At 68.7% G+C, this 19,051-nt stretch carries 16 protein-coding genes; 7 read left to right on the top strand and 9 right to left on the bottom strand.

The window, feature by feature from the left end; genetic code table 11:
* Positions 1-2: 2 nt before the first annotated feature.
* On the bottom strand, positions 3-1,901 hold the full coding sequence (mdoH, locus tag T8K17_RS16165) for a glucans biosynthesis glucosyltransferase MdoH (RefSeq protein WP_322330770.1): 1,899 nt from the start codon (positions 1,899-1,901) through the stop codon (positions 3-5).
* A 257-nt stretch (positions 1,902-2,158) separates the two neighbouring features.
* Between mdoH and T8K17_RS16160 the strand changes: the two genes are divergently transcribed.
* Together T8K17_RS16160 and T8K17_RS16155 are read left to right on the top strand one after the other, a co-directional pair.
* Complete coding sequence (locus tag T8K17_RS16160; RefSeq protein WP_322330769.1) at positions 2,159-3,379, top strand: OpgC domain-containing protein; 1,221 nt, start codon at positions 2,159-2,161, stop codon at positions 3,377-3,379.
* Complete coding sequence (locus T8K17_RS16155; RefSeq protein ID WP_322330768.1) at positions 3,376-4,239, top strand: alpha/beta hydrolase family protein; 864 nt, start codon at positions 3,376-3,378, stop codon at positions 4,237-4,239. The genes T8K17_RS16160 and T8K17_RS16155 overlap by 4 nt, the downstream gene beginning before the upstream one ends.
* A 17-nt stretch (positions 4,240-4,256) precedes the next feature.
* Here the strand turns inward: T8K17_RS16155 and T8K17_RS16150 are convergent, their stop codons facing one another.
* Entirely contained in the window at positions 4,257-4,418 is a 162-nt protein-coding gene (locus T8K17_RS16150) for a hypothetical protein (RefSeq protein WP_322330767.1), read from the bottom strand.
* A 94-nt stretch (positions 4,419-4,512) separates the two neighbouring features.
* A complete protein-coding gene (locus tag T8K17_RS16145) occupies positions 4,513-5,118 on the bottom strand; it encodes a hypothetical protein (RefSeq protein WP_322330766.1) in 606 nt (201 codons plus the stop codon).
* A gap of 183 nt (positions 5,119-5,301) precedes the next feature.
* On the opposite strand from T8K17_RS16145, the gene T8K17_RS16140 reads away from it, so the two are divergent.
* From T8K17_RS16140 to T8K17_RS16130, 3 genes are all read left to right on the top strand, one after another.
* The gene (locus T8K17_RS16140) at positions 5,302-6,336 is read left to right on the top strand and encodes a trans-3-hydroxy-L-proline dehydratase (RefSeq protein WP_322330765.1); all 1,035 of its coding nucleotides are present in this window, start codon (positions 5,302-5,304) and stop codon (positions 6,334-6,336) included.
* A 94-nt stretch (positions 6,337-6,430) separates the two neighbouring features.
* Positions 6,431-8,629 carry a VTT domain-containing protein gene (locus T8K17_RS16135; RefSeq protein ID WP_322330764.1) on the top strand — a complete coding sequence of 733 codons (2,199 nt, stop codon included), beginning with the start codon at positions 6,431-6,433 and terminating at the stop codon, positions 8,627-8,629.
* 7 nt (positions 8,630-8,636) lie between these two features.
* Positions 8,637-9,359 (top strand): endonuclease/exonuclease/phosphatase family protein, encoded by a 723-nt coding sequence (locus tag T8K17_RS16130; RefSeq protein ID WP_322330763.1) that lies wholly within the window; start codon positions 8,637-8,639, stop codon positions 9,357-9,359.
* A 10-nt stretch (positions 9,360-9,369) separates the two neighbouring features.
* Here T8K17_RS16130 and T8K17_RS16125 read toward each other — a convergent pair whose 3' ends face one another.
* On the bottom strand, positions 9,370-9,924 hold the full coding sequence (locus T8K17_RS16125; protein WP_322330762.1) for a cysteine hydrolase family protein: 555 nt from the start codon (positions 9,922-9,924) through the stop codon (positions 9,370-9,372).
* 93 nt (positions 9,925-10,017) lie between these two features.
* On the opposite strand from T8K17_RS16125, the gene T8K17_RS16120 reads away from it, so the two are divergent.
* Positions 10,018-10,953 carry a GlxA family transcriptional regulator gene (locus T8K17_RS16120; protein ID WP_322330761.1) on the top strand — a complete coding sequence of 312 codons (936 nt, stop codon included), beginning with the start codon at positions 10,018-10,020 and terminating at the stop codon, positions 10,951-10,953.
* A 106-nt stretch (positions 10,954-11,059) separates the two neighbouring features.
* Here the strand turns inward: T8K17_RS16120 and T8K17_RS16115 are convergent, their stop codons facing one another.
* Positions 11,060-11,614, bottom strand: coding sequence for an MOSC domain-containing protein (locus tag T8K17_RS16115; RefSeq protein WP_322330760.1), 555 nt, complete (start codon positions 11,612-11,614; stop codon positions 11,060-11,062).
* Positions 11,615-11,721: 107 nt separating this feature from the next.
* On the opposite strand from T8K17_RS16115, the gene T8K17_RS16110 reads away from it, so the two are divergent.
* Entirely contained in the window at positions 11,722-13,215 is a 1,494-nt protein-coding gene (locus tag T8K17_RS16110) for a M81 family metallopeptidase (RefSeq protein WP_322330759.1), read from the top strand.
* Positions 13,216-13,489: 274 nt separating this feature from the next.
* Here T8K17_RS16110 and paaI read toward each other — a convergent pair whose 3' ends face one another.
* The 4 genes from paaI to T8K17_RS16090 form a co-directional block, all read right to left on the bottom strand.
* On the bottom strand, positions 13,490-13,933 hold the full coding sequence (gene paaI, locus T8K17_RS16105) for a hydroxyphenylacetyl-CoA thioesterase PaaI (RefSeq protein ID WP_322330758.1): 444 nt from the start codon (positions 13,931-13,933) through the stop codon (positions 13,490-13,492).
* Positions 13,934-14,185: 252 nt separating this feature from the next.
* Positions 14,186-15,352: an osmoprotectant NAGGN system M42 family peptidase gene (locus T8K17_RS16100; RefSeq protein WP_322330757.1), complete on the bottom strand. Its 1,167-nt coding sequence runs from the start codon at positions 15,350-15,352 to the stop codon at positions 14,186-14,188.
* A complete protein-coding gene (ngg, locus tag T8K17_RS16095; RefSeq protein ID WP_322330756.1) occupies positions 15,339-17,126 on the bottom strand; it encodes an N-acetylglutaminylglutamine synthetase in 1,788 nt (595 codons plus the stop codon). Before ngg ends, T8K17_RS16100 begins: the two co-directional genes overlap by 14 nt.
* A 22-nt stretch (positions 17,127-17,148) precedes the next feature.
* Entirely contained in the window at positions 17,149-18,924 is a 1,776-nt protein-coding gene (locus tag T8K17_RS16090) for an N-acetylglutaminylglutamine amidotransferase (protein ID WP_322330755.1), read from the bottom strand.
* Positions 18,925-19,051 lie beyond the last annotated feature (127 nt).

Below are 19,051 nucleotides of genomic sequence, written 5' to 3'. Positions count from 1 at the left end.
CGTCAACTCTCCGGCTTCAGCGGCACGGGGACCCGGTTGGCCAGCGCCGGCGCCACGGGGCCGCCGGACGGCAGGATCTCCACGATGTCCTGCTCCACCGGCGCCAGGGCGGCGGCGATTTCCGCCGGGGTGTCGAACTCCTCCGGCACCGCGCAGAGCCGCCAGCGCTGCAGCGCCCGGCCGAGGCGCGGCGCCGCCGAGCCGACGGCGAAGGGAACGGCGAGCAGCCAGGCGAGCACGATGGGTGCGGCCCAAGGCAGCATCGACGGAGCATGGAGCGCCAGACCCGTCGCCATGGCGAGACCGATCAGGGTCTGCGGCCACAGGGTCGACAGCGCCTGGCCCCAGCGCACCTCGCGCGGGTCGCGCATCTGGGCGTTCCAGGTGATCCGCCGGCCGATCTTCAGCCCGCCGATGAAGATGGTCTGGGCCACCGCCACCACCGGGGCGACCAACATGCCGAACACCAGTTCGACCATCGCGCCGGCCAGGATGCGCATCCCGCCGCCGTAGAGCCGCCGCTTGGCAGCCGACAGCAGGATGTCGAGCACGCCCATGATCTTCGGCGCGAAGGTGATGGTCATCATGGTGGCGAACAGGGCGACGCCCTCACCCCACTGCACCGCCGACCACAGGGCCTCAGAAAAGGCCACGTCGCTGGCCGGAGCGAAGCCGCCGGCGAACAAGCGGGTCATACCCAGCGCGATGAAGCCGAGCCACATGGGCGCGGACAGGTACATCAGGATGGCGAGCGCGAGCTGCACCCGGCCGAGCGGCCGCCAGACCGGCCAGCCGATCAGCTTGAAATACTGCAGGTTGCCCTGGCACCAGCGCAGGTCGCGCTTGATGAAGTCGAGCAGGCTCGGCGGGTTCTCCTCGTAGGAGCCGCCTTCCACCGGCAGCACCCGCACCTCGTAGCCGGCCGCGCGCATCAGCGCCGCCTCGACCTGGTCGTGGCTGAGGATCTCGCCGCCCAGCGGCGGGGTGCCCGGCAGGCGCGGCAGATGGCAATGGGCGCGGAACGGCGCCAGCCGAAGGATCGCGTTGTGACCCCAATAGGGTCCGCTGTCGGCCTGCCACCAGGCGCTGCCGGTGGTGTAGGCGCGCATGCCGTGGCGCATGCCGAACTGGAAGATCCGGGCGAAGGCGCTGGAGGACGGCAGCCCGACCGCCAGGGTCTGCAGGATGCCGAGCGACGGGTTGCGCTGCATCAGCCGGACCAGCCGCAGAATCGCCTCGCCGGTCATCAGGCTGTCGGCGTCGAGCACGATCATATGCTCGAACCGGTCGCCCCAGGTGGCGCAGAATTCCTCGATATTGCCGACCTTCTGGCGGGTGTTGTCGGTGCGCCGGCGATAGTGGATGCGGGCCGGCCGGGCCGAGACCGCCTGCCAGGCGGCGAAGCGGCGCTCCTCCTCGGCGGCGATGGCGGGATCGGTGGTGTCGGACAGCAGGAATATCTCGAAGGCCTCGTCCTGGCCGGTGCGGGTCAGCGAGGTCTCGACCACGCGCAGGTGACGGAACACCCGGCCCGGATCCTCGTTGAACACCGGCATGACGATGGCGGTCGGCGCGGTGACGGCGGAGGTGTCGTCCTCCAGCCCGTCCAGCGGCAGGACCGACGACAGCCAGTCCCGGCGCAGATGGATCAGCGCGACGCCGATCACCGCGTTCCATAGACCGATGATCACCCAGGGCAGCGTGCCGGCGTATAGCGCCAGCATGGCGACGTCCAGACCGTCGATGCCGTCGGCACCGAGCAGCCGGGTCATCCAGGCGAACAGTCCCAGGGAGGTGACGGCGACCAGCGCCATAAACACCGCGCGCCTGCGGGCCACCGCCCGCACCTGCCGGTTGACGGGCCGCTGCTGCGCGGCCACGCCGAAGTCACTCACCGTCATTCCGACCTTCCGAACCGAGAGGGTATCCGTGTCTCACATCGAGCCGGCGTCATCGCCGGGATTGCGCCGCACAATATGTGACGACGGCGCTGCCGTTCCATAGGCATGAGCGGCCGCTGACTTAATCGTGAGGTCGGACGACCCGGCGGCGTTCACGAACCCGTGGGCCAGCCATTACGGGGGTTTGATTGGTCTTGATCCGGCCAAACCCCTATTTCTTATCCAGACCGATCCCGCCGTTCCCCGAGGGACCTCAGATGAGCCTTCCCGGCCGCACCCCGCGCGACCCCCGCCTGGACTTCTTCCGCGGCATCGCGATGCTGATCATCTTCATCGCGCATGTACCGGAAAACCTGTGGGCGAACTACATTCCGGCGCGGTTCGGGTGGTCGGACGCGACCGAGATGTTCGTGTTCTGCTCCGGCTTCGCGGCGGCGCTGGCTTTCGGCTCGACCTTCACCAAGGCGAACTTCGCCTACGGCACGATGCGGATCGGCTATCGGGTCTGGCAGATCTACGTCGCCCATATCGCGATGTTCATCTTCATCGCCACCCTGGTCCTGGCGATGACCGCCTGGCTGGACGGCGGGACGGACTATGTCGCCCAGCTCAATCTCCACTGGTTCTTCGACAATCCGGGACAGGCGCTGCTCGGGCTGTTCACCCTGACCTATGTGCCGAACTATTTCGACATCCTGCCAATGTATATCGGCGCGCTGGTCCTGGTGCCGGCGGTCATGGCGCTCGCCCGCGTCCATCCCTGGGCGGCGATGGGGTTCGTGGCGGCGGTCTACGCCAGCGTGCACATCTTCGGGCTGTCGCTGCCGGGCCATCCCGAGGATGCCTCGGTGCGCTGGTTCTTCGACCCGCTGGCTTGGCAGCTTCTGTTCTTCACCGGCTTCGCCTTCGCGCTCGGCTGGATCCCGGCCCCGCGGATCTCGCGCCCCTGGGTGATCGCCGCGGCCGCCTTCGTGCTGCTCTCCGCCCCGGCGGCGAACTGGGAGATCGCCAAGGATTTCGAGGTCCTGCGCTGGGTACGCGAGGTGATCTGGGACCTGCAGGAGAAGACCGATTTCGGCCTGCTGCGCTACGTCCACTTCCTGGCGCTCGCCTATCTCGCCATCGCCATCGTCAATCCGCGGATCGAGCTGCTGCGCGGCGACTGGGCCAAGCCCATCGTCACCGTTGGCCAGAACTCCCTGGCGGTGTTCCTGCTCTCCATGGGTCTGTCGCGGGTGGCGGGCATGGTGCTGGACCAGATCGGCCGCGCGCCGCCGGCCGTCGCCCTGGTCAATGTCGCCGGCCTGGCGATCATCGTCGGGTTCGCCTATTGGTGCACGATGCTGAAGAAACAGCCCTGGCGGAAACTGGCCGCCGACCACGACGCGCGGGCGGCACAGGCGGCACCGGCGCGCCGTCCGCGGCCGGAGGTTCAGGCGCCGGCGGCGAACCGGACCTATACCGCGCCCGCCGAGTGAGCCGAAATCTTCCTCTCCTGGTGGCGGCGCTGGCCTGGCTCCTGGCCGTGGCGCCGGCCGCCGCCGGCACGCTCGACCGCCACGCGATCCCGAGCCCGATCCTCGGCCAGTCCATCGATGTCCGGGTCTATCGACCGGCGAATGCGGCCGGGCCGCTGCCGGTGGTCTATCTGCTGCACGGCTATGGCGGCGGGGCGGAGGATTGGACCGGCGGCGGGGACGCGCAGGCCACCGCCGAGGCGGTCTTCGCCGCACCGGACGCGGTGCCGATGCTGCTGGTCATGCCGGGGGTCGGCAATTCCTGGTATGTGGAGTCGGAAAAATACGGGGCGTGGAGCAGCGCCCTGGTGCAGGACCTGATCCCGGCCATCGACCGGCTCTACGAGACCCGGACCGACCGGTCCCAGCGCTTCGTTGCCGGACTGTCCATGGGCGGGTACGGCGCGCTTCGTCTGGCGACGCACTACCCGGCGCTGTTCCGGGCCGCGGCCGCCTTCAGCCCGGCGGTGTTCGAGGACGTGGCGTCAGCCGCCGACTTCCCCGAGTTCCAGCTCCGGTTCTTCGCCGACGCCTTCGGCGAGCCCTTCGAAGCCGCCCGCTTCAATCGGGCCAACGTCTTCGCGCCGCTGAAGGCGATCCCGCCGGAGCTGGCGGTCGATTTCTACATCATGACCGGCGACCATGACGCTCTGGGTCTCTGGGACGGCGCGCTGAAGTTCTTCAGGGCCGCCCGCGGTGCCGGTCATGCGGTGGAACTGCGGGTGCGCGACGGCGACCACGAGTGGCGCCTGTGGCGCGAGGAACTGGCGCCGGCTCTGCACTGGTTCGCCGGTCTCTCCCGGAGCGCCGATCGCCGCTGACGCCGATCGAACGTCCCTCAGAGGTTTCCCAGCAGGTCCAGTTCCTGGGCGTCCTCCAGCGACCAGTCGTCGCCGATGGCATCCAGCATCTCGTCCATGTCGGCTGACAGGATGGCCGCTTCCGCAAGATCGGTCGGAGCAAGGCCGTAATCGTCGGAAAACTTCGGCACGTGACGCATCTTTCCATCCTCCGTTGCGAGGGCGACACCGCCCTCAATTACTGAGAAGCAATCCTTGTGCCAGGAACGCCGGTCGGGCCGGTGGGTTCCCGGGTTAGTTAACGATCTTCCACTGGCCGTTCGGACGGCGGCAGGCGGTGCCGACCATGGTGGTGGTCTCGCCGTTCACGTAGCTCTGGCCGGTGTAGTCGCGGCAGTACTCGTTGCCGCCGACCGCGAAGCTGTCCTGGGCGGTGAAGGCGAAATGCTGGCCGTATTCCGGGCTGATCCAGGACACGGTCTGTCCGTTGCGGGCCGTCTCCAGCGCATACTGGGCGCAGGCCGCGTCGGCCGGCACGACCCGGTCGATATAGGACTCGTTGGCCAGCACGCCGATCAGCACGCCGCCGGCGGTCGCCGACATGTTGCGGGCTCCCTGGCCCACCGGCGTGTTGGCGAGATCGCCATTGGCCGAGCCGAGAATCTGGCCGACCAGCGGCGCGTTGTTGTCGAGCAACGGGCGGTTACAGGTCAGGCTCGCCTGATCGGCGGACGGAACCAGCACGGCCGACGGCGGAACATAGGCAACCGTCTCCTGCTGCTGGGCCTGCCAGCGATAGGTCGGGGAAGGAAGCAGCGGATCGGCCGCGGCGGTCTGGGCCATCGCCAGGGACAGAACGGTCGCAAAAGAAGCGCCGGTGAGCGTCGTCTTGGTGGTCATGGACATAGCCGTCTCCCTCGTCACGCTTGGGTGTCACACTGTTCAGCGCGGCGCGGAGGAAGAGACCTGCGTGGGTCGGGTGGGTTCCGTGCCGCCACACCACTGATGTGAGGAGCCGGCTGTGATATGGCTGTGACCGGCCGGGGGTAAATGCGGGCCCGGCGGGGGCGAAAGGGGGGCGGAATGCGCTCGACCACCATGATTCAGATCGTCGGGTGTCACGCCGAGGGCGAGGTCGGCGACGTCATCACCGGCGGCGTGGCACCGCCGCCCGGCGACACCCTGTGGGAGCAGTCGCGCTTCATCGCCGCCGACGAGACATTGCGCAACCTGGTGCTGAACGAGCCGCGCGGCGGCGTCTTCCGCCATGTGAACCTGCTGGTCCCGCCCAAGGATCCGCGCGCCGCCATGGGCTTCATCATCATGGAGCCGGCCGACACCCCGCCGATGTCCGGCTCCAACAGCCTGTGCGTCGCCACCGTGCTGCTGGAGACCGGCATCCTGCCCATGTCCGAGCCGGAAACGGTGATAACTCTGGAGGCGCCGGGCGGGCTGGTGCAGGCGACCGCGACCTGCCGCGACGGCAAGGTGGAGCGGGTGCGGATGCGCAACCTGCCCTCCTTCGCCGACAAGCTGGATGCCGCCCTGGAGGTGGAGGGCGTCGGCACGCTGACCGTCGACACCGCCTTCGGCGGCGACAGTTTCGTCATCGTGTCGGCCGAGGCGCTCGGCTTCGCCCTCACCCCGGACGAGGCGCGGGACATCGCCGTACTGGGCACGAAGATCATCGCGGCCGCCGACGAGCAGCTCGGATTCGCCCATCCCGACCTGCCGGACTGGCGTCACTTCTCCTTCTGCCAGGTCGCCGCCGCCCCGCGCCCGGACGGCGACGGTCTGATCGGCCGCAACGCGGTGGCGATCCGGCCGGGCAAGATCGACCGCTCGCCCTGCGGCACCGGCTGCTCCGCCCGCATGGCGGTGCTGTATGCCAGGGGCCAACTCGCGGTGGGACAGCGCTTCACCGGGACCTCGTTGATCGACAGCCGGTTCGACTGCCGCATCGAGGCGGTGGAGGAACGGGCTGGCCGGACCTGGATCACCCCGAGCCTCGAGGGGCGCGCCTGGCTCACCGATACGCGCCAGATCCTGCTCGATCCGACCGACCCCTGGCAGGCCGGCTACCGGCTCAGCGATACCTGGCCGGGCGCGAAAGGTTGATCCGGCGTCGTTTCTTGCTACCTCTAAACGGCACCTCCCGCCCGGCGTGTGGCTGCCCTCACACCTGCGACCCAAAGCTAGACACACGGTAGGCATGTCCGATTCCAATGAGGTTGTGTCCCTGATCGACGCGGTCATGGTCGAAGGCGAGACCTGCGCCACCATCGCCCGTGCCGACCGGGCGGCGCTGATGGTCGACGGCGAGGAGTATTTCGGCGCCCTGCGCAACGCCATGCTCCAGGCCAGACGCACCATCGTCATGGTCGGCTGGGATCTCGACAGCCAGATGGACCTGGCCCCGCAGCTTCACGACGGCTCGGGCGAGGATCCGGATGGCGTGCCGACGAAGCTGAAGCCGCTGCTGGAGTTCCTGACCGGACGCAACCCGGAGCTGGAGGTCTGGCTGCTGCTCTGGGACTTCACCCCGCTCTTCGTGCGCGACCGCGAGGCGTTGCCGATGGTCAATCTGGGGCTGACCACCTCGGCGCGCATCCATGTGCACCTGGACGACGCCCTGCCGTTCGGCGCCTGCCATCACCAGAAGCTGGTGGTGATCGACGACGCGTTGGGCTTCTGCGGCGGGCTGGACGTCACCCGCGAGCGCTGGGACACCAGCGAACACATCCCCGACGATCCCCGCCGCGTCTCGCCCAAGGGCGGGCTCTACACCCCGTTCCACGACACCCACATGGCGGTGACCGGCCCGGCGGCCCGCGCGCTCGGCGATCTGACCGCGCGCCGCTGGAAGGCCGTCGATCCGGACGGCATCCACCGGGTGGAGACGCCGGAGCCGATCTGGCCCGAGGGGCTGGAGCCGCATTTCACCGATATCGACGTGGCGCTCTCCCTCACCGAGCCGTCGCTGAACGACAGCCCGGCGCTGCGGCAGATCGAGACCCTGTACTGCCGGGCGATCCTGCAGGCCGAGGAGCTGGTCTTCATCGAGAACCAGTTCCTCACCGCCCCGAAGATCGCCGAGGCACTGACCCGCCGCCTGCAGGAACGGCCGGACCTGGAAGCGGTGATCGTGACCCCCGCCGTGCAGAACACCTGGCTGGAGACCAAGTCCATGGGCGGCGGCCGGCGCATGTTCCGCGCCCAGCTCGAGGAAGCGGGTGTGCTCGACCGGGTGACCCTGGTCGCCCCGGTGACCCGCGCCCAGGACGGCAAGCGCGCCTCGGTCATGGTCCATTCCAAGCTGATGATCGTCGACGACCGGTTCCTCACCGTCGGATCGGCCAACCTGAACCGCCGCTCCATGCGCTTCGACACCGAGGCCAACCTGCACCTGATCGGCGACACCGGGGAGCGCCGCGCGGTGATCGCCGGCCTGCGCCACCGGCTGCTGGGCGAGCATCTGGGGATGGAGCCGGCGGTCCTGGCGGAGCGCGCGGCCGACGCCAAGAGCCTGGGCGACCTGCTGCGCGCCGAGGCCGAGCGGTTCCGCGCCGGTACCGGCAAGGACCGCAGCCTGCTGCCGATCAAGGAGCCGGCGGCGTTCGAGCTCGATCCGGCGACCTCGGTGCTGCTGGACGTGGCCGACCCGGAGAGCCAGCTCAAGTCGGACGTGCTCGGCTTCCTCAACGTGGACTCGGTGCCCGCCTTCAGGCCGCGGCTGCAGAAGCTGGTGCTCGGCGTCACCATTCTCTGTCTGATCGTGCTGGCGGCCGTGTGGACCATGACCCCGCTGGCCGAGTTCGCCAATGTCGACCGGCTCGGCCCGCTGTTCGAGCGTCTGACCGGAAGCGTCTGGACGCCGCTGCTGGTCGCCGCCGTCTACGCCGTCGCCAGCCTGACCATGTTCCCGATCACCCTGCTGCTGGTGCTGACCGCGATCAGCTTCGAGCCGGTGGTGGCGATGCTCTACGCGGTGTTCGGCACCACCCTGGGGGCGATCCTGACCTACGGGCTCGGCCGCTGGGGCGGGCGCCGGCTGGTCCACCGGCTGATGGGGCACCGGCTCAAGGCGCTGTCCGGCAAGGTCGGCCGCCAGGGCATCGTCGCGGTGCTCGCCCTGCGCATGACGCCGATCGCGCCGTTCACCCTGATCAACATCCTGGCCGGCGCCACCCATATCCGCCCCTGGGACTTCGTGATCGGCACCGCGCTCGGCCTGCTGCCCAGCGTCATCGCCCTGACGGCGGTGGGCGAGAGCCTGTGGCAGCTCATCGCCGAGCCGACCGTCGCCAAGGTGGCGATCCTGATCGGCGTCGTGCTCGGCTGGCTCGCCCTCAGCATCGCCCTGCAGCGGCTGGTGAACGCCTTCCACTCCGACGATTCAGACGACGACTAGCCTGCCGATGCCCCTCACCGTCGCGACCTACAACATCCACGACGCGGTCGGCACGGACGGGATCCGGGACATCGACCGGGTCGCCCGGACCATCGCCGAGATCGGCGCCGGGATCGTCGCCCTGCAGGAGGTTTCCGGCCCGGGCGACGGCGGCACCGGCCGTCCCGACCATTTCGCCGCCCTCGCCGCCGCCTTCGACGGCCATGCGGTGGAAGGTCCGGCCCTGCAGGACGGCGACCGGCGCTACGGCAACATGCTGCTGTCGCGCTGGCCGGTCTCCGACTGGGTGGTCGCCGATCTCGCCCATCCCGAACGGGAACCGCGCAACGCGATCATGGCGACGGTCGCAACGCCCGACGGCCCGCTGCGGGTGGTGGCCAGCCATTTCGGCCTGGACCGCCGCGAGCGCCGGGCCCAGGCCGAGCTGATCGCCGCCCTGGCGGCCCAGGAAGGCGACCTGCCGACGGTCATCCTCGGCGACTTCAACGACTGGCTGCCGTTCTCGCCGGTGGTGCGGCTGCTGAGCCGCTCGCTCGGCCGGCATATCGGCGCGGTCCGGCGAATCCCGACCTTCCCCAGCCGCCTGCCGCTGCTGGCGCTGGACCGCATTCTGGTGAACGAGCGGGCGCGGCTGTGCCGGGTGTGGGTCCCCGCCACCCCGCTGGCCCGCACCGCCTCCGACCACCGCCCGCTGGTGGCGGAGGTGGAGATCGCCGCCGCGCAGACCTGATCGCGCGCCCTCACCCGATCCCGGCGACCACCGTCTCGGTGGACAGGACCTTGCCATAGGACATGGCGAGCGGGGCCATGATCGCCGCGTGCACGTCGGCGGCGGCCACGGTCCGCCCGTCGAAGACCTGGTCCTTGGCGCCACAGGCATCCGACGCCACGGTCACCGCATAGCCGAAATCGGCCGCCGCCCGCGCCCCGGCATCGATGCACATCTGGCTCATGGCGCCGCAGATCACGACATCGGTTACGCCCGCCGCATCCAAGGTCTCCTTAAGCGCCGTATCGCGGAAGCTGTTGGCCTTGTGCTTGACGATCACCGGCTCGCCGTCCGCCGGCGCGACGGAGGGATGGATCTCCGCACCCGGCGTGCCGGCGACGAAGAACGGCGCGGAGGCCGATTGCATCTCGTGGCGGACATGGACGACCGGCAGGCCGGCCTCCCGGAACCGGGCGAGCAGCAGGGCGGCGTTGGCCGCGACGGCGTCCATCTCGGCCACCGGCCAGCGGCCGTCGGCGAAATAGTCGTTCTGGATATCGATCAGGATTAGAGCGGTCTTGGACATGGAGGTCTCCTTTCAACGCCGGAAAGCCTGCCGGAGCACCGGCCCCGATAGAATTGGCGAAAAAGACATTCTCTATGCCATATTCGCCAAACCATGAGCGCCGACCCCGCCATCCGCATCGCTATCGTCGCCTATCCCGGCGCCCAGGAAGCGGCGGTTCTCGGCCTGGCCGACCTGTTCACGGTCGCCAACCAATACGTCCGGCAGGCCGGACGCCGGCCGTTCTCCGTCGACCGGCTCGAAGCCGACGGTCTCGACGCGTCCGCCCCACCCGACTCCGTCATTCTCCCGCCCAACCTCAGCGGCAAACGCGGCGCCGACGCTCCGCAGATGCACGCCTGGCTGCGCGACTGCCGGGCGGCCGGAACGGTCGTCTGCTCGGCCTGCGCCGGTGCGTTCTGGCTCGGCCATGCCGGGTTGCTGGAGGGGCGCGCGGCGACCACCCACTGGGCCCTGGAGGGGGAGTTCCGGGCGGCCTTCCCCGGGGTCGAGCTGCTGCCGGATCAGCTCCTCGTGGACGGCCATGACATCGTCACCGCCGGCGGGGTGATGGCCTGGATCGATCTCGGCCTGCACCTGGTGCAGCGCTGGCTCGGCCCGGAGATCATGTCGGCGACGGCGCGGCATCTGCTGGTCGACCCGGCGGGCCGCGAGCAGCGCAACTACCGTACCTTCCGCCCGGTCCTGTCCCATGGCGACGCGCCGGTGCTGGCGGTCCAGCACTGGCTGGAGGCGCGGGTCCGGGAGGATCTGACCGTCGGCGATATGGCGGCACAGGCGGGGCTCACCGGCCGCACCTTCCTGCGCCGGTTCCGCAGCGCCACCGGCCTGGCGCCGCTCGCCTATCTGCAGAACCTGCGGATCGAGAAGGCGCGGGGTCTGCTGGAGCGCACACGGCTGCCGGTGGACGAGATCGCCTGGCAGGTCGGGTATGCGGATGTGTCGGCCTTCACCCGCCTGTTCCGAACCCTGACCGGCCTGCCGCCCGGCACCTACCGGCGGCGGTTCCGGACGGAGACAGGTGTCTGACTCACCCCATCCCGTCATCCCGAATTCGTTTCGGGACCTTATGGGCGGTGGGCAAAGGTAAGGTCCCGAAACGAGTTCGGGATGACGGGGTGGGTCGGTCCGGAAGCTAAACCCGCTCCAGCCGCACGTGCGGCTCCGGCGGCAGGGTCACCGTGATCGCATCCCCGGGCCGGATCTCGCCGCCTGCAAGCACGATCCCCATGACCCCGGCCTTCAGGATCGGGCTGCCGTCTTCCGCCCGGTCCAGCACAGCCTTCAGCAGGCCGCTCTGGAACTTCTCGATCTGACTGCACGGGTTGCGCAGGCCGGTGATCTCCACCTCCGCCTCGGCCCCGATCCGCAGCACGGTGCCGCGCGGCAGGGACAGCAGGTCGAGGCCTCGGGTCGTCACGTTCTCGCCCATCGCCCCCGGCGCCACGTCGAAGCCCTTGGCCACCAGCTCGTCATGCAGCTCGCCCGGGATCAGATGCACCTGGCGCAGGTTCGGCTGGGTCGGATCGGCCCGCACCCGCGAGCGGTGCTTCACCGTCACCCCGCGGTGGGCATCGCCCTCCACCCCCTCGCCTGCAATCAGCCGGATCGCGTCCAGGGTCTGTTTGGAAAACCGGTGGCGGCGGTCGGCGGCCACATGGGTGACGGTCGCGGAGAGATCATGGGTCATGGATTTCCTGTCGCATGGCCCGGACACCTCGACAAGCCGCCGAGAAGTCCACAAGATCGCCGGGTTGTCTAAGCGCCCCCCTCTCCAACCTTCCCGGAGCCGTCCCCATGCGCCTGCTCGTTGCCATGATGAAGCACGAGACGAACACCTTCTCCCCCGTGGTCACCGACCTGGACCGGTTCATGGCCTGGGGCGGGTATGTCGGCGAGGAGGCGTACAAGGCCTATAAGGGTACCGGCATGCCGTTCGGCGCCTATCTCGACATCGCCGAGGCCGCCGGCCACGAGGTGGTGACACCGGTGGCCGCCGAGGCCATGCCGTCCGGTCCGGTCAAGGCCGAAGCCTACGATTTCCTCACCGGCAAGATTCTGGACGCGGTGCGCGAGGGCGTGGACGCCTGCCTGCTCGACCTGCACGGCGCCATGGTGGCCGAGACCACCGACGATGGCGAAGGCACCCTGCTGGAGAACATCCGCAAGATCGCGCCGGGCATTCCGATCGCGGTGACCTACGACCTGCACACCAACCTGACCCAGAAGATGGTCGACAACTGCACCTGCCTGATCGGCTACAAGACCTATCCGCACATCGACATGGTCGAGGTCGGCAGCCAGATCGCCCATGTGCTCATGCGCACCATCGCCGGCGAGGTGACACCGGTCATGGCCTGGGGTCAGCCCGCCCTGCTCGCCCAGACCCTGCGGATGGGCCATGACGACGAGCCGATGAAGACCCTGCTGGCGCTGGCCCGCGAGGCCGAGGAGGATCCCAAGGTGCTGGCCGCCACCGTGTTCGGCGGCTTCCCGCTGGCCGATTTCCAGGATGCCGGCTCCAGCGTCGTCGTCGTCACCGACGGCGACCAGGCGCTCGCCGACAAGTGGCGCGACCGGCTGGTGAAGGAGATGTGGCAGCGGCGCGAGGAGTTCGTCTACCAGCACGAGCCGCTGGTGGACGCCGTCGCCCGCGCCAAGGAATTCGACACCCTGAAGACCGACGGCGGGCCGACCCTGCTGCTCGACCATGCCGACAATACCGGCTCCGGCGGCACCCAGGACGTCATGACCGTGATCGAAGAGGTGCTGAACCAGGGGCTGGAGGATGTGGCGGTCGCCGCCGTCTACGATCCCGAGGCGGTGAAGCAGATGCAGAAGGTCGGCATCGGCGCCAAGGTGACCCTGAAGCTCGGCGGCAAGACCGACATGCCGTCGATCGGCTTGAAGGGCCGGCCGCTGGAGGTGACCGGGACGGTGAAGACCCTGACCGACGGCCGCTGGACCGTGCGCGGACCGATGTATACCGGCGTGCAGGTCTCCATGGGCCACAGCGCCGTGCTCGACACCGGCAAGGTGGAGATCGTCGTCACCTCCAACCACCACGAACCCTGGGACGTGGGGGTGTTCACCTCGGTCGGCATCCAGCCGCAGCACAAGCGCTACCTGCTGCTGAAGTCGCGGATCCACTACCGGGCGGGCTTCGGGAACCTCGGCAAGGCGACGATCACCCTCGACGGCGAGGGCGTGACCACCTCGGACAACTCGATCCTGGACTTCAAGAAGGTCCGCCGCCCGATCTACCCGCTCGACCGGGTCAACGAGCCCTGAGGGAACCACGACCGGCCCTTCGACCCGCCCCGGCGGGGCCGCTCAGGGCGGGGTCCTTTAATACCTCAACCAATGACCGTCATCCCGGACGCCCCCGGACCTAATCCGGGGGCGTCCGGGACCTCGCTTCTGAGGCTTGGGCCAGGTCCCGGCCGACCTCCGGGTCGAGCCCGGAGATCGCCGGGATGACGGTTATTGGTAGAGGTTTTAAAGGGCCTCACCCCGAGCAGTCCGGACCTTGGTCCGGGACAGGGCATGTCGACGGGTCGCCCGCCTACGCCCCAAGCAGGGTCCCCTTGATGGTGCGCGAGTGGCCGCGGAACTCCGCCACCACGCGGCCGGTCTGGTCGGCGACGGTGACGTCGTAGATCCCGCTGCGGCCGGCCACTGCCCGTTCCACCGCAGTCGCGGTCAGCCGGTCGCCGGCGGCGGCCGGGGCCAGGTAGGTGATGCTGCAGTGCTGGGCCACGCTGCGCTGGTTGCTGCCGTTGCAGGCATAGGCGAAGGCGGAATCCGCCAGGGCGAAGATGAAGCCGCCATGGGCGGTGCCGTGGCCGTTGGTCATCTCCTCGCGCACCGTCATCGACATCACCGCCTCGCCCGGGCCCACCCGGTCCAGCGCGATGCCCATCTCCCGCGAGGCGCGATCGTCGGCCCACAGCGCAGCGGCGCAGGCCTCGGCCAGCTCCTGGGGTGGCGTGTCGTCGGTGATGTCCATGTGTGCTCTCTCCCGGGCCGTCGCTGCCCGGATGATGAGCGCTGGGCGGGGGAAGGTGAAGAGGCAAGCGTGGCGACGCGGCGGCCCTTCGACACGCCCCGGCGCAACGCCGGGGCTGCTCAGGGCGAGGTCACCCAAATTACAGAGAGGTCACCAAAATTACAGATACGACCGCGCCCTGAGCAGCGGTGGTCCCGGAGTTATCCGGGGCCGGCGCGTGTCGAAGGGCCGGAAGACAGGACGCGACGCGTGCTACTCCTGCACGTTGGGGAAGCCCTCGATCGGGCCCAGGCCCTTGGTGTCGCGGGCGACCACCGGCGGGGAGGCCATGTAGACCGCCACCAGCCGCGCGACGGCGACCAGGCTGTCGATATGCACCCGCTCCCAGCCGTGGCTGCCGTCCAGGCCGAAGGCGATCAGCGCGGTGCGAATGTCGTTGCCGGCCTCGATCGCCGAGGCGGCATCGCAGCGGTAATGCTTGAAGACGTCGCGGCTGTGCTCGATCCCGTGCCGCTCCGCCAGACCGATCAGCCCGTGGGACAGGTGATAGTCGAACGGCCCGGTCATATCGCCCATGGCGATGGTCACGCCGTATTCCGACGAGTTCTGGCCCGGCGCCACGGTGGCGTTGTCTACCGACAGCAGCTCCGAGACGTCGCCATGGAGGATCGACGACGCGCCGGAGCCGGTCTCCTCGGAGATGGTGAACAGGAAGTGGCAGTCCACCGGCAGCGGTAGCTCCTCGGCCAGCACCGCCTCCAGCGCGGCGAACATGGCGGCGACCCCGGCCTTGTCGTCCAGATGGCGGCTGTTGATGAAGCCGGCCGCCGTGACCTCCGGCTGCGGGTCGACCGACACCATGTCGCCCACATTGAACCGTGCGCCGACCAGGTCGCCATAGGAGGACACCCGCTCGTCCAGCCGGATCTCCAGGTTCTCCCAGTCCGAGGGCTGGGTGTCGATCTGGGTGTCGTAGGTGTGGCCCGAGGCCTTCAGCGGCAGGATCGTGCCGCGGCGCGGCCCCACATCGGTGAAGACCGTGACCCGCGCGCCCTCGGCGAAGCGGGCGGCCCAGGTGCCGACCGGGCGCACCGACAAGCGGCCGTTCTCCTTCAGCGCGGTGACCTGGGCGCCGAGGGTGTCCAGGTGCGAGACCACCGCCCGGTCCGGGCTGTAGACCTTGCCCGGCAGGTTCACGCGGATCGCGCCGCGCCGGGTGATCTCGTAGGAGACGCCCAGATCCTTCAGCAGACCGCAGACATGATGCACGATCGTGTCCGTATAGCCGGTCGGGCTCGGGATGCCCTGAAGCTCGAGCAGCAGTTCGATGATCCGCTCGCCGTCGATCCGCCGCATGACGCGGGATATCGGATCGGGGGTCTCGACGCTGCGAAGATGGCCATGGTCAGCCGGTGGCATTGCGGGGTTCCTTCATTTCGAGAAATCGGTCGGTGGTCTGCGGGAACAGCAGATCGACGAACGCCTCCGCCGTGGGCTGGGGCTCGTGATTGGCCAGACCCGGCCGCTCGTTCGCTTCGATGATCACGTAGTCCTCGCCGGAGACGTCGGGTACCAGCAGGTCGAAGCCGACAACCGGGATGTCGAGGATGCGCGCACCCTCCTCCGCCACCTCGCGCAGATGCGGGTTGAGCTGGTCGGTGACGTCGTGGATCGTGCCGCCGGTATGCAGGTTGGCGGTCTTGCGCACGGCCAGCGACGTGCCCTTGGGCAGGATCACGTCGAAATCGTACCCGGCCGCCTTCACGCAGCGCTCGGTCTCTGAATCCACCGGGATCCGGCTCTCGCCGCCGGTGGCCGAGGCGCGACGCCGGCTCTGCCGGTCGATCAGGCTGCGCACGTCGCTGACCCCGTCGCCGACGACGGTGGCCGGAATCCGAACGGCGGCGGCGATCACCTTGAAGCCGATGACGATGATGCGCAGGTCGGCGCCCTCGCAGAACTCCTCCAGCAGCACGCGGTCGCAGACGATCTCCGCATCCTCGATGGCGCGGACCATGTCGACCGGATCGCTGATGTCGACCGAGATGCCCCGCCCCTGCTCGCCGCGCGCCGGCTTCACGACGATGCGGCCGTATTTCCGCAGGAAGGCGCGGGCGTCGGTCTCGTCGTCGACCTCGTGCTGGGCCGGGACCCGCAAGCCGTGGCGTGCCAGCAGCCGGTGGGTCAGCGCCTTGTCGTCGCAGCGGCTGAGCGCCACCGCGCTGGTCAGCTCCGACAGGGATTCCCGGCAGGACACCCGGCGCCCGCCATGGGACAGGGCGAACAGGCCGCCCTCCGCATCCTCGATCTCGACGGTTACGCCGCGGCGCCGGGCCTCGTTGATCAGGATCCGGGCATAGGGGTTCAGCTTCGCCTCGGGCATCGGCGCGCTGTAGAGCTTCTCGTTGATCGGGTTCTTGTACTTCAGGCTGAACAGCGGAATGCGCTGAAAGCCCAGCTTCTCGTAGAGCTTAATCGCCGGGGCGTTGTCATGCATGACCGACAGGTCGATATGTGCGAGACCCCGGGTCTGGAACGTCTCGATCAGATGGCGCAACAGCACCTCGCCGACACCTGGCAGCGGCGCCTGGGGATCAACCGCCAGGCACCACAGACTGGAGCCGCCCTCCGGATCGTCGTAGACCCGCTCATGGTCGACACCTGTGATGGTGCCGACGACCTGATCGGTCGTCTCATCGACCGCCACCAGATGGACGATCCGCCGCGAGCCGCGGTGGGCGAGCAGGAAATCCCGCCCCACCGGCACCATGCCGACCTTGGCATAGATCCGGTTCACCGCCTCCGCATCGGCCGCAGAGCGCAGGCGGCGGACATAGACGCCCACCAGCCGGTCGGTGCGCGGGCGGTAATGCTCGAACTCCAGCCGGAAGGTGTGCGACGGGTCGAGGAAGAAGGCCTCCGGCGCCTGGGCCAGGACCACATGCGGATTGTTGACGTTTATGGTGATGTCGCGCTCGTCCGGCGCTTCCTGCCGCATGACATCGGCCAGCCCTTCGGCGGTCTCGAACGTCTCCGCGAAGATGAGCCGGCCCCAGCCGACATTCACCACCGCATTCGGCTGTCCCCGATCCTGCGGCGGCCCGTCGCCCGGAAGGCGCGGCCAGCCCCGACGCGAACGGCCGCGCGCCCGGGCGCGGCGCTGCTTGAATTCACGCTGTGCGCGGTCCTTCATCCCGATCATTCCTCCGGGTCTTCTAAAGTCCGTTGGCCTGCAGCCACGCTTCCAGAAGCGTGACCTGCCAAAGCTTGGAGCCGCCGAGCGGGGTGATCTGGTCCTCGGGACGCTCCAGCAACTGGTCAACGTAGCCCCGGTCGAACAGTTCCCGCTCCCGCGCCTTGCGGCTGTCCAGCACGCCGCGCACATAGTCCAGCGTGTCGCCCTGGATGTACTTGAGCGCCGGCACCGGGAAATAGCCCTTCGGCCGGTCGATCACCTCCGACGGGACGATCTTGCGGGCCGCCTCCTTCAGGATGTGCTTGCCGCCATGGCCGGCCTTCAGCTCCGGCGGGACCTTGGCGGCCAATTCGACCAACTCGTGGTCGAGGAACGGCACGCGCGCCTCCAGGCTCCAGGCCATGGTCATATTGTCGACGCGCTTCACCGGGTCGTCCACCAGCATCACCGTGGTGTCGAGGCGCAGCGCCTTGTCGACCGCGCTGGACGCGCCCGGCTTGTCGAACATCTCCTCGATGAACTGGCCGGCATGGTCGCCGTTGCGGTAGCGCGGATGGACGGCCTCCAGGAACTCCTCATGGGTGCGGTCGCGGAACAGCCGCGCGTAGTCGGCGGCACCGGTCCCCTTCTCCATCAGCGGCGGATACCAGTGATAGCCGCCGAACACCTCGTCCGCGCCCTGGCCGGACTGGACCACCTTCACGTTCTTGGCGACCTCCTGGGACAGCAGGTAGAAGCCGATGCAGTCGTGGCTGACCATCGGCTCCGACATGGCGGCGATGCAGCCCGGCAGGCTCGGCAGCAGCCGCTCGCGGCTGTTCACCTGGATCTTGTGGTGGCGGGTGCCGAACTTCTCGGCGATCACGTCGGAATAGCGGAACTCGTCGCCCTGCTCGTTGCCGACGGTCTCGAAACCGACGCTGAACGTGTCGAGATTGCCGCCGGTCTGCTCGGCCACCAGGGCGGTGATCATCGAGCTGTCGACGCCGCCGGACAGCAGCACGCCAACCGGCACGTCGGCGACCAGCCGGCGCTGCACCGCCACGCGCAGGGCGTCGAGCACCCGGTCGCGCCACTCGTCCTCGGAGACGCGGGCCTCGTCGTCCGGGGTGCCGTAGACCGGCTCCCAGTAGCGGCGCTGGGTCTGCTTGCCGTCGGCGGTGACCGTCATCGTGGTCGCCGGCGGCAGCTTGCGAACGCCCGACACGATCGTGTAGGGCGACGGCACCACGGCGTGGAAGTTCATGTAGTGGTTCAGCGCCACCGGATCGATCTCGGTATCGACCCCGCCGGCCGCCAGAACGGCCTGCATGTTGGAGGCGAAACGCAGGCCGCCCTCGATCGGCGCGATATACATCGGCTTGATGCCCAGCCGGTCGCGCGCCAGGGTCAGGGTGCGCTCGCCGCGGTCCCAGATGGCGAAGGCGAACATGCCGTGGAACCGCTCCACGCAGGCCTCGCCCCAGGCGTGGAACGCCTTCAGGATCACCTCGGTATCGCCGTCGCTGTAGAACTTGTAGCCCTTGGCTTCCAGCTCCGGGCGCAGTTCCTTGTAGTTGTAGATCGCGCCGTTGAACACGATCGTCAGCCCCAGGGCCGGGTCGTGCATGGGCTGCTGCGCGCGGTCGGACAGGTCGATGATCGACAGTCGCCGGTGCGCCAGTCCGATACCGCTCTGAACGTAGGTGCCTTGAGCATCAGGTCCGCGGGCCGCCATGGCATCGGCCATGGAGGACAGACCATCGAACGTAACAAAGCCTCCGTCGAACTTTAGCTCGCCGGCTAAACCGCACATAAGCGCCTCTCTATAATGTCGCGTTTCCGACAAGATGACGTTTGGAAAATAAATTTCAAGGGTAGGGTCTTTGGGTAGACGGGGACCACCCACGTCCTATATCGAAGGGAACCGATAAAATTTTTGC

Source organism: Thalassobaculum sp. OXR-137 (assembly GCF_034377285.1).
In the GTDB taxonomy this organism is placed as follows: Bacteria; Pseudomonadota; Alphaproteobacteria; order Thalassobaculales; family Thalassobaculaceae; genus Thalassobaculum.
Note: the sequence above shows the minus strand (reverse complement) of the source record. Positions and strands in the feature narration are given on the sequence as shown.

What these genes read in the sequence shown, in the direction of transcription:
- T8K17_RS16135 (WP_322330764.1), top strand. Translation starts at nt 6,431, where the DNA reads ATGTCCGATTCCAATGAGGTTGTGTCCCTGATCGACGCGGTCATGGTC.
- mdoH (WP_322330770.1), bottom strand. Translation starts at nt 1,901, where the DNA reads ATGACGGTGAGTGACTTCGGCGTGGCCGCGCAGCAGCGGCCCGTCAAC.
- T8K17_RS16090 (WP_322330755.1), bottom strand. Translation starts at nt 18,924, where the DNA reads ATGTGCGGTTTAGCCGGCGAGCTAAAGTTCGACGGAGGCTTTGTTACG.
- T8K17_RS16110 (WP_322330759.1), top strand. Translation starts at nt 11,722, where the DNA reads ATGCGCCTGCTCGTTGCCATGATGAAGCACGAGACGAACACCTTCTCC.
- ngg (WP_322330756.1), bottom strand. Translation starts at nt 17,126, where the DNA reads ATGAAGGACCGCGCACAGCGTGAATTCAAGCAGCGCCGCGCCCGGGCG.
- T8K17_RS16160 (WP_322330769.1), top strand. Translation starts at nt 2,159, where the DNA reads ATGAGCCTTCCCGGCCGCACCCCGCGCGACCCCCGCCTGGACTTCTTC.
- T8K17_RS16140 (WP_322330765.1), top strand. Translation starts at nt 5,302, where the DNA reads ATGCGCTCGACCACCATGATTCAGATCGTCGGGTGTCACGCCGAGGGC.
- T8K17_RS16130 (WP_322330763.1), top strand. Translation starts at nt 8,637, where the DNA reads ATGCCCCTCACCGTCGCGACCTACAACATCCACGACGCGGTCGGCACG.
- T8K17_RS16100 (WP_322330757.1), bottom strand. Translation starts at nt 15,352, where the DNA reads ATGCCACCGGCTGACCATGGCCATCTTCGCAGCGTCGAGACCCCCGAT.
- T8K17_RS16145 (WP_322330766.1), bottom strand. Translation starts at nt 5,118, where the DNA reads ATGACCACCAAGACGACGCTCACCGGCGCTTCTTTTGCGACCGTTCTG.
- T8K17_RS16150 (WP_322330767.1), bottom strand. Translation starts at nt 4,418, where the DNA reads ATGCGTCACGTGCCGAAGTTTTCCGACGATTACGGCCTTGCTCCGACC.
- T8K17_RS16120 (WP_322330761.1), top strand. Translation starts at nt 10,018, where the DNA reads ATGAGCGCCGACCCCGCCATCCGCATCGCTATCGTCGCCTATCCCGGC.
- paaI (WP_322330758.1), bottom strand. Translation starts at nt 13,933, where the DNA reads ATGGACATCACCGACGACACGCCACCCCAGGAGCTGGCCGAGGCCTGC.
- T8K17_RS16125 (WP_322330762.1), bottom strand. Translation starts at nt 9,924, where the DNA reads ATGTCCAAGACCGCTCTAATCCTGATCGATATCCAGAACGACTATTTC.
- T8K17_RS16115 (WP_322330760.1), bottom strand. Translation starts at nt 11,614, where the DNA reads ATGACCCATGATCTCTCCGCGACCGTCACCCATGTGGCCGCCGACCGC.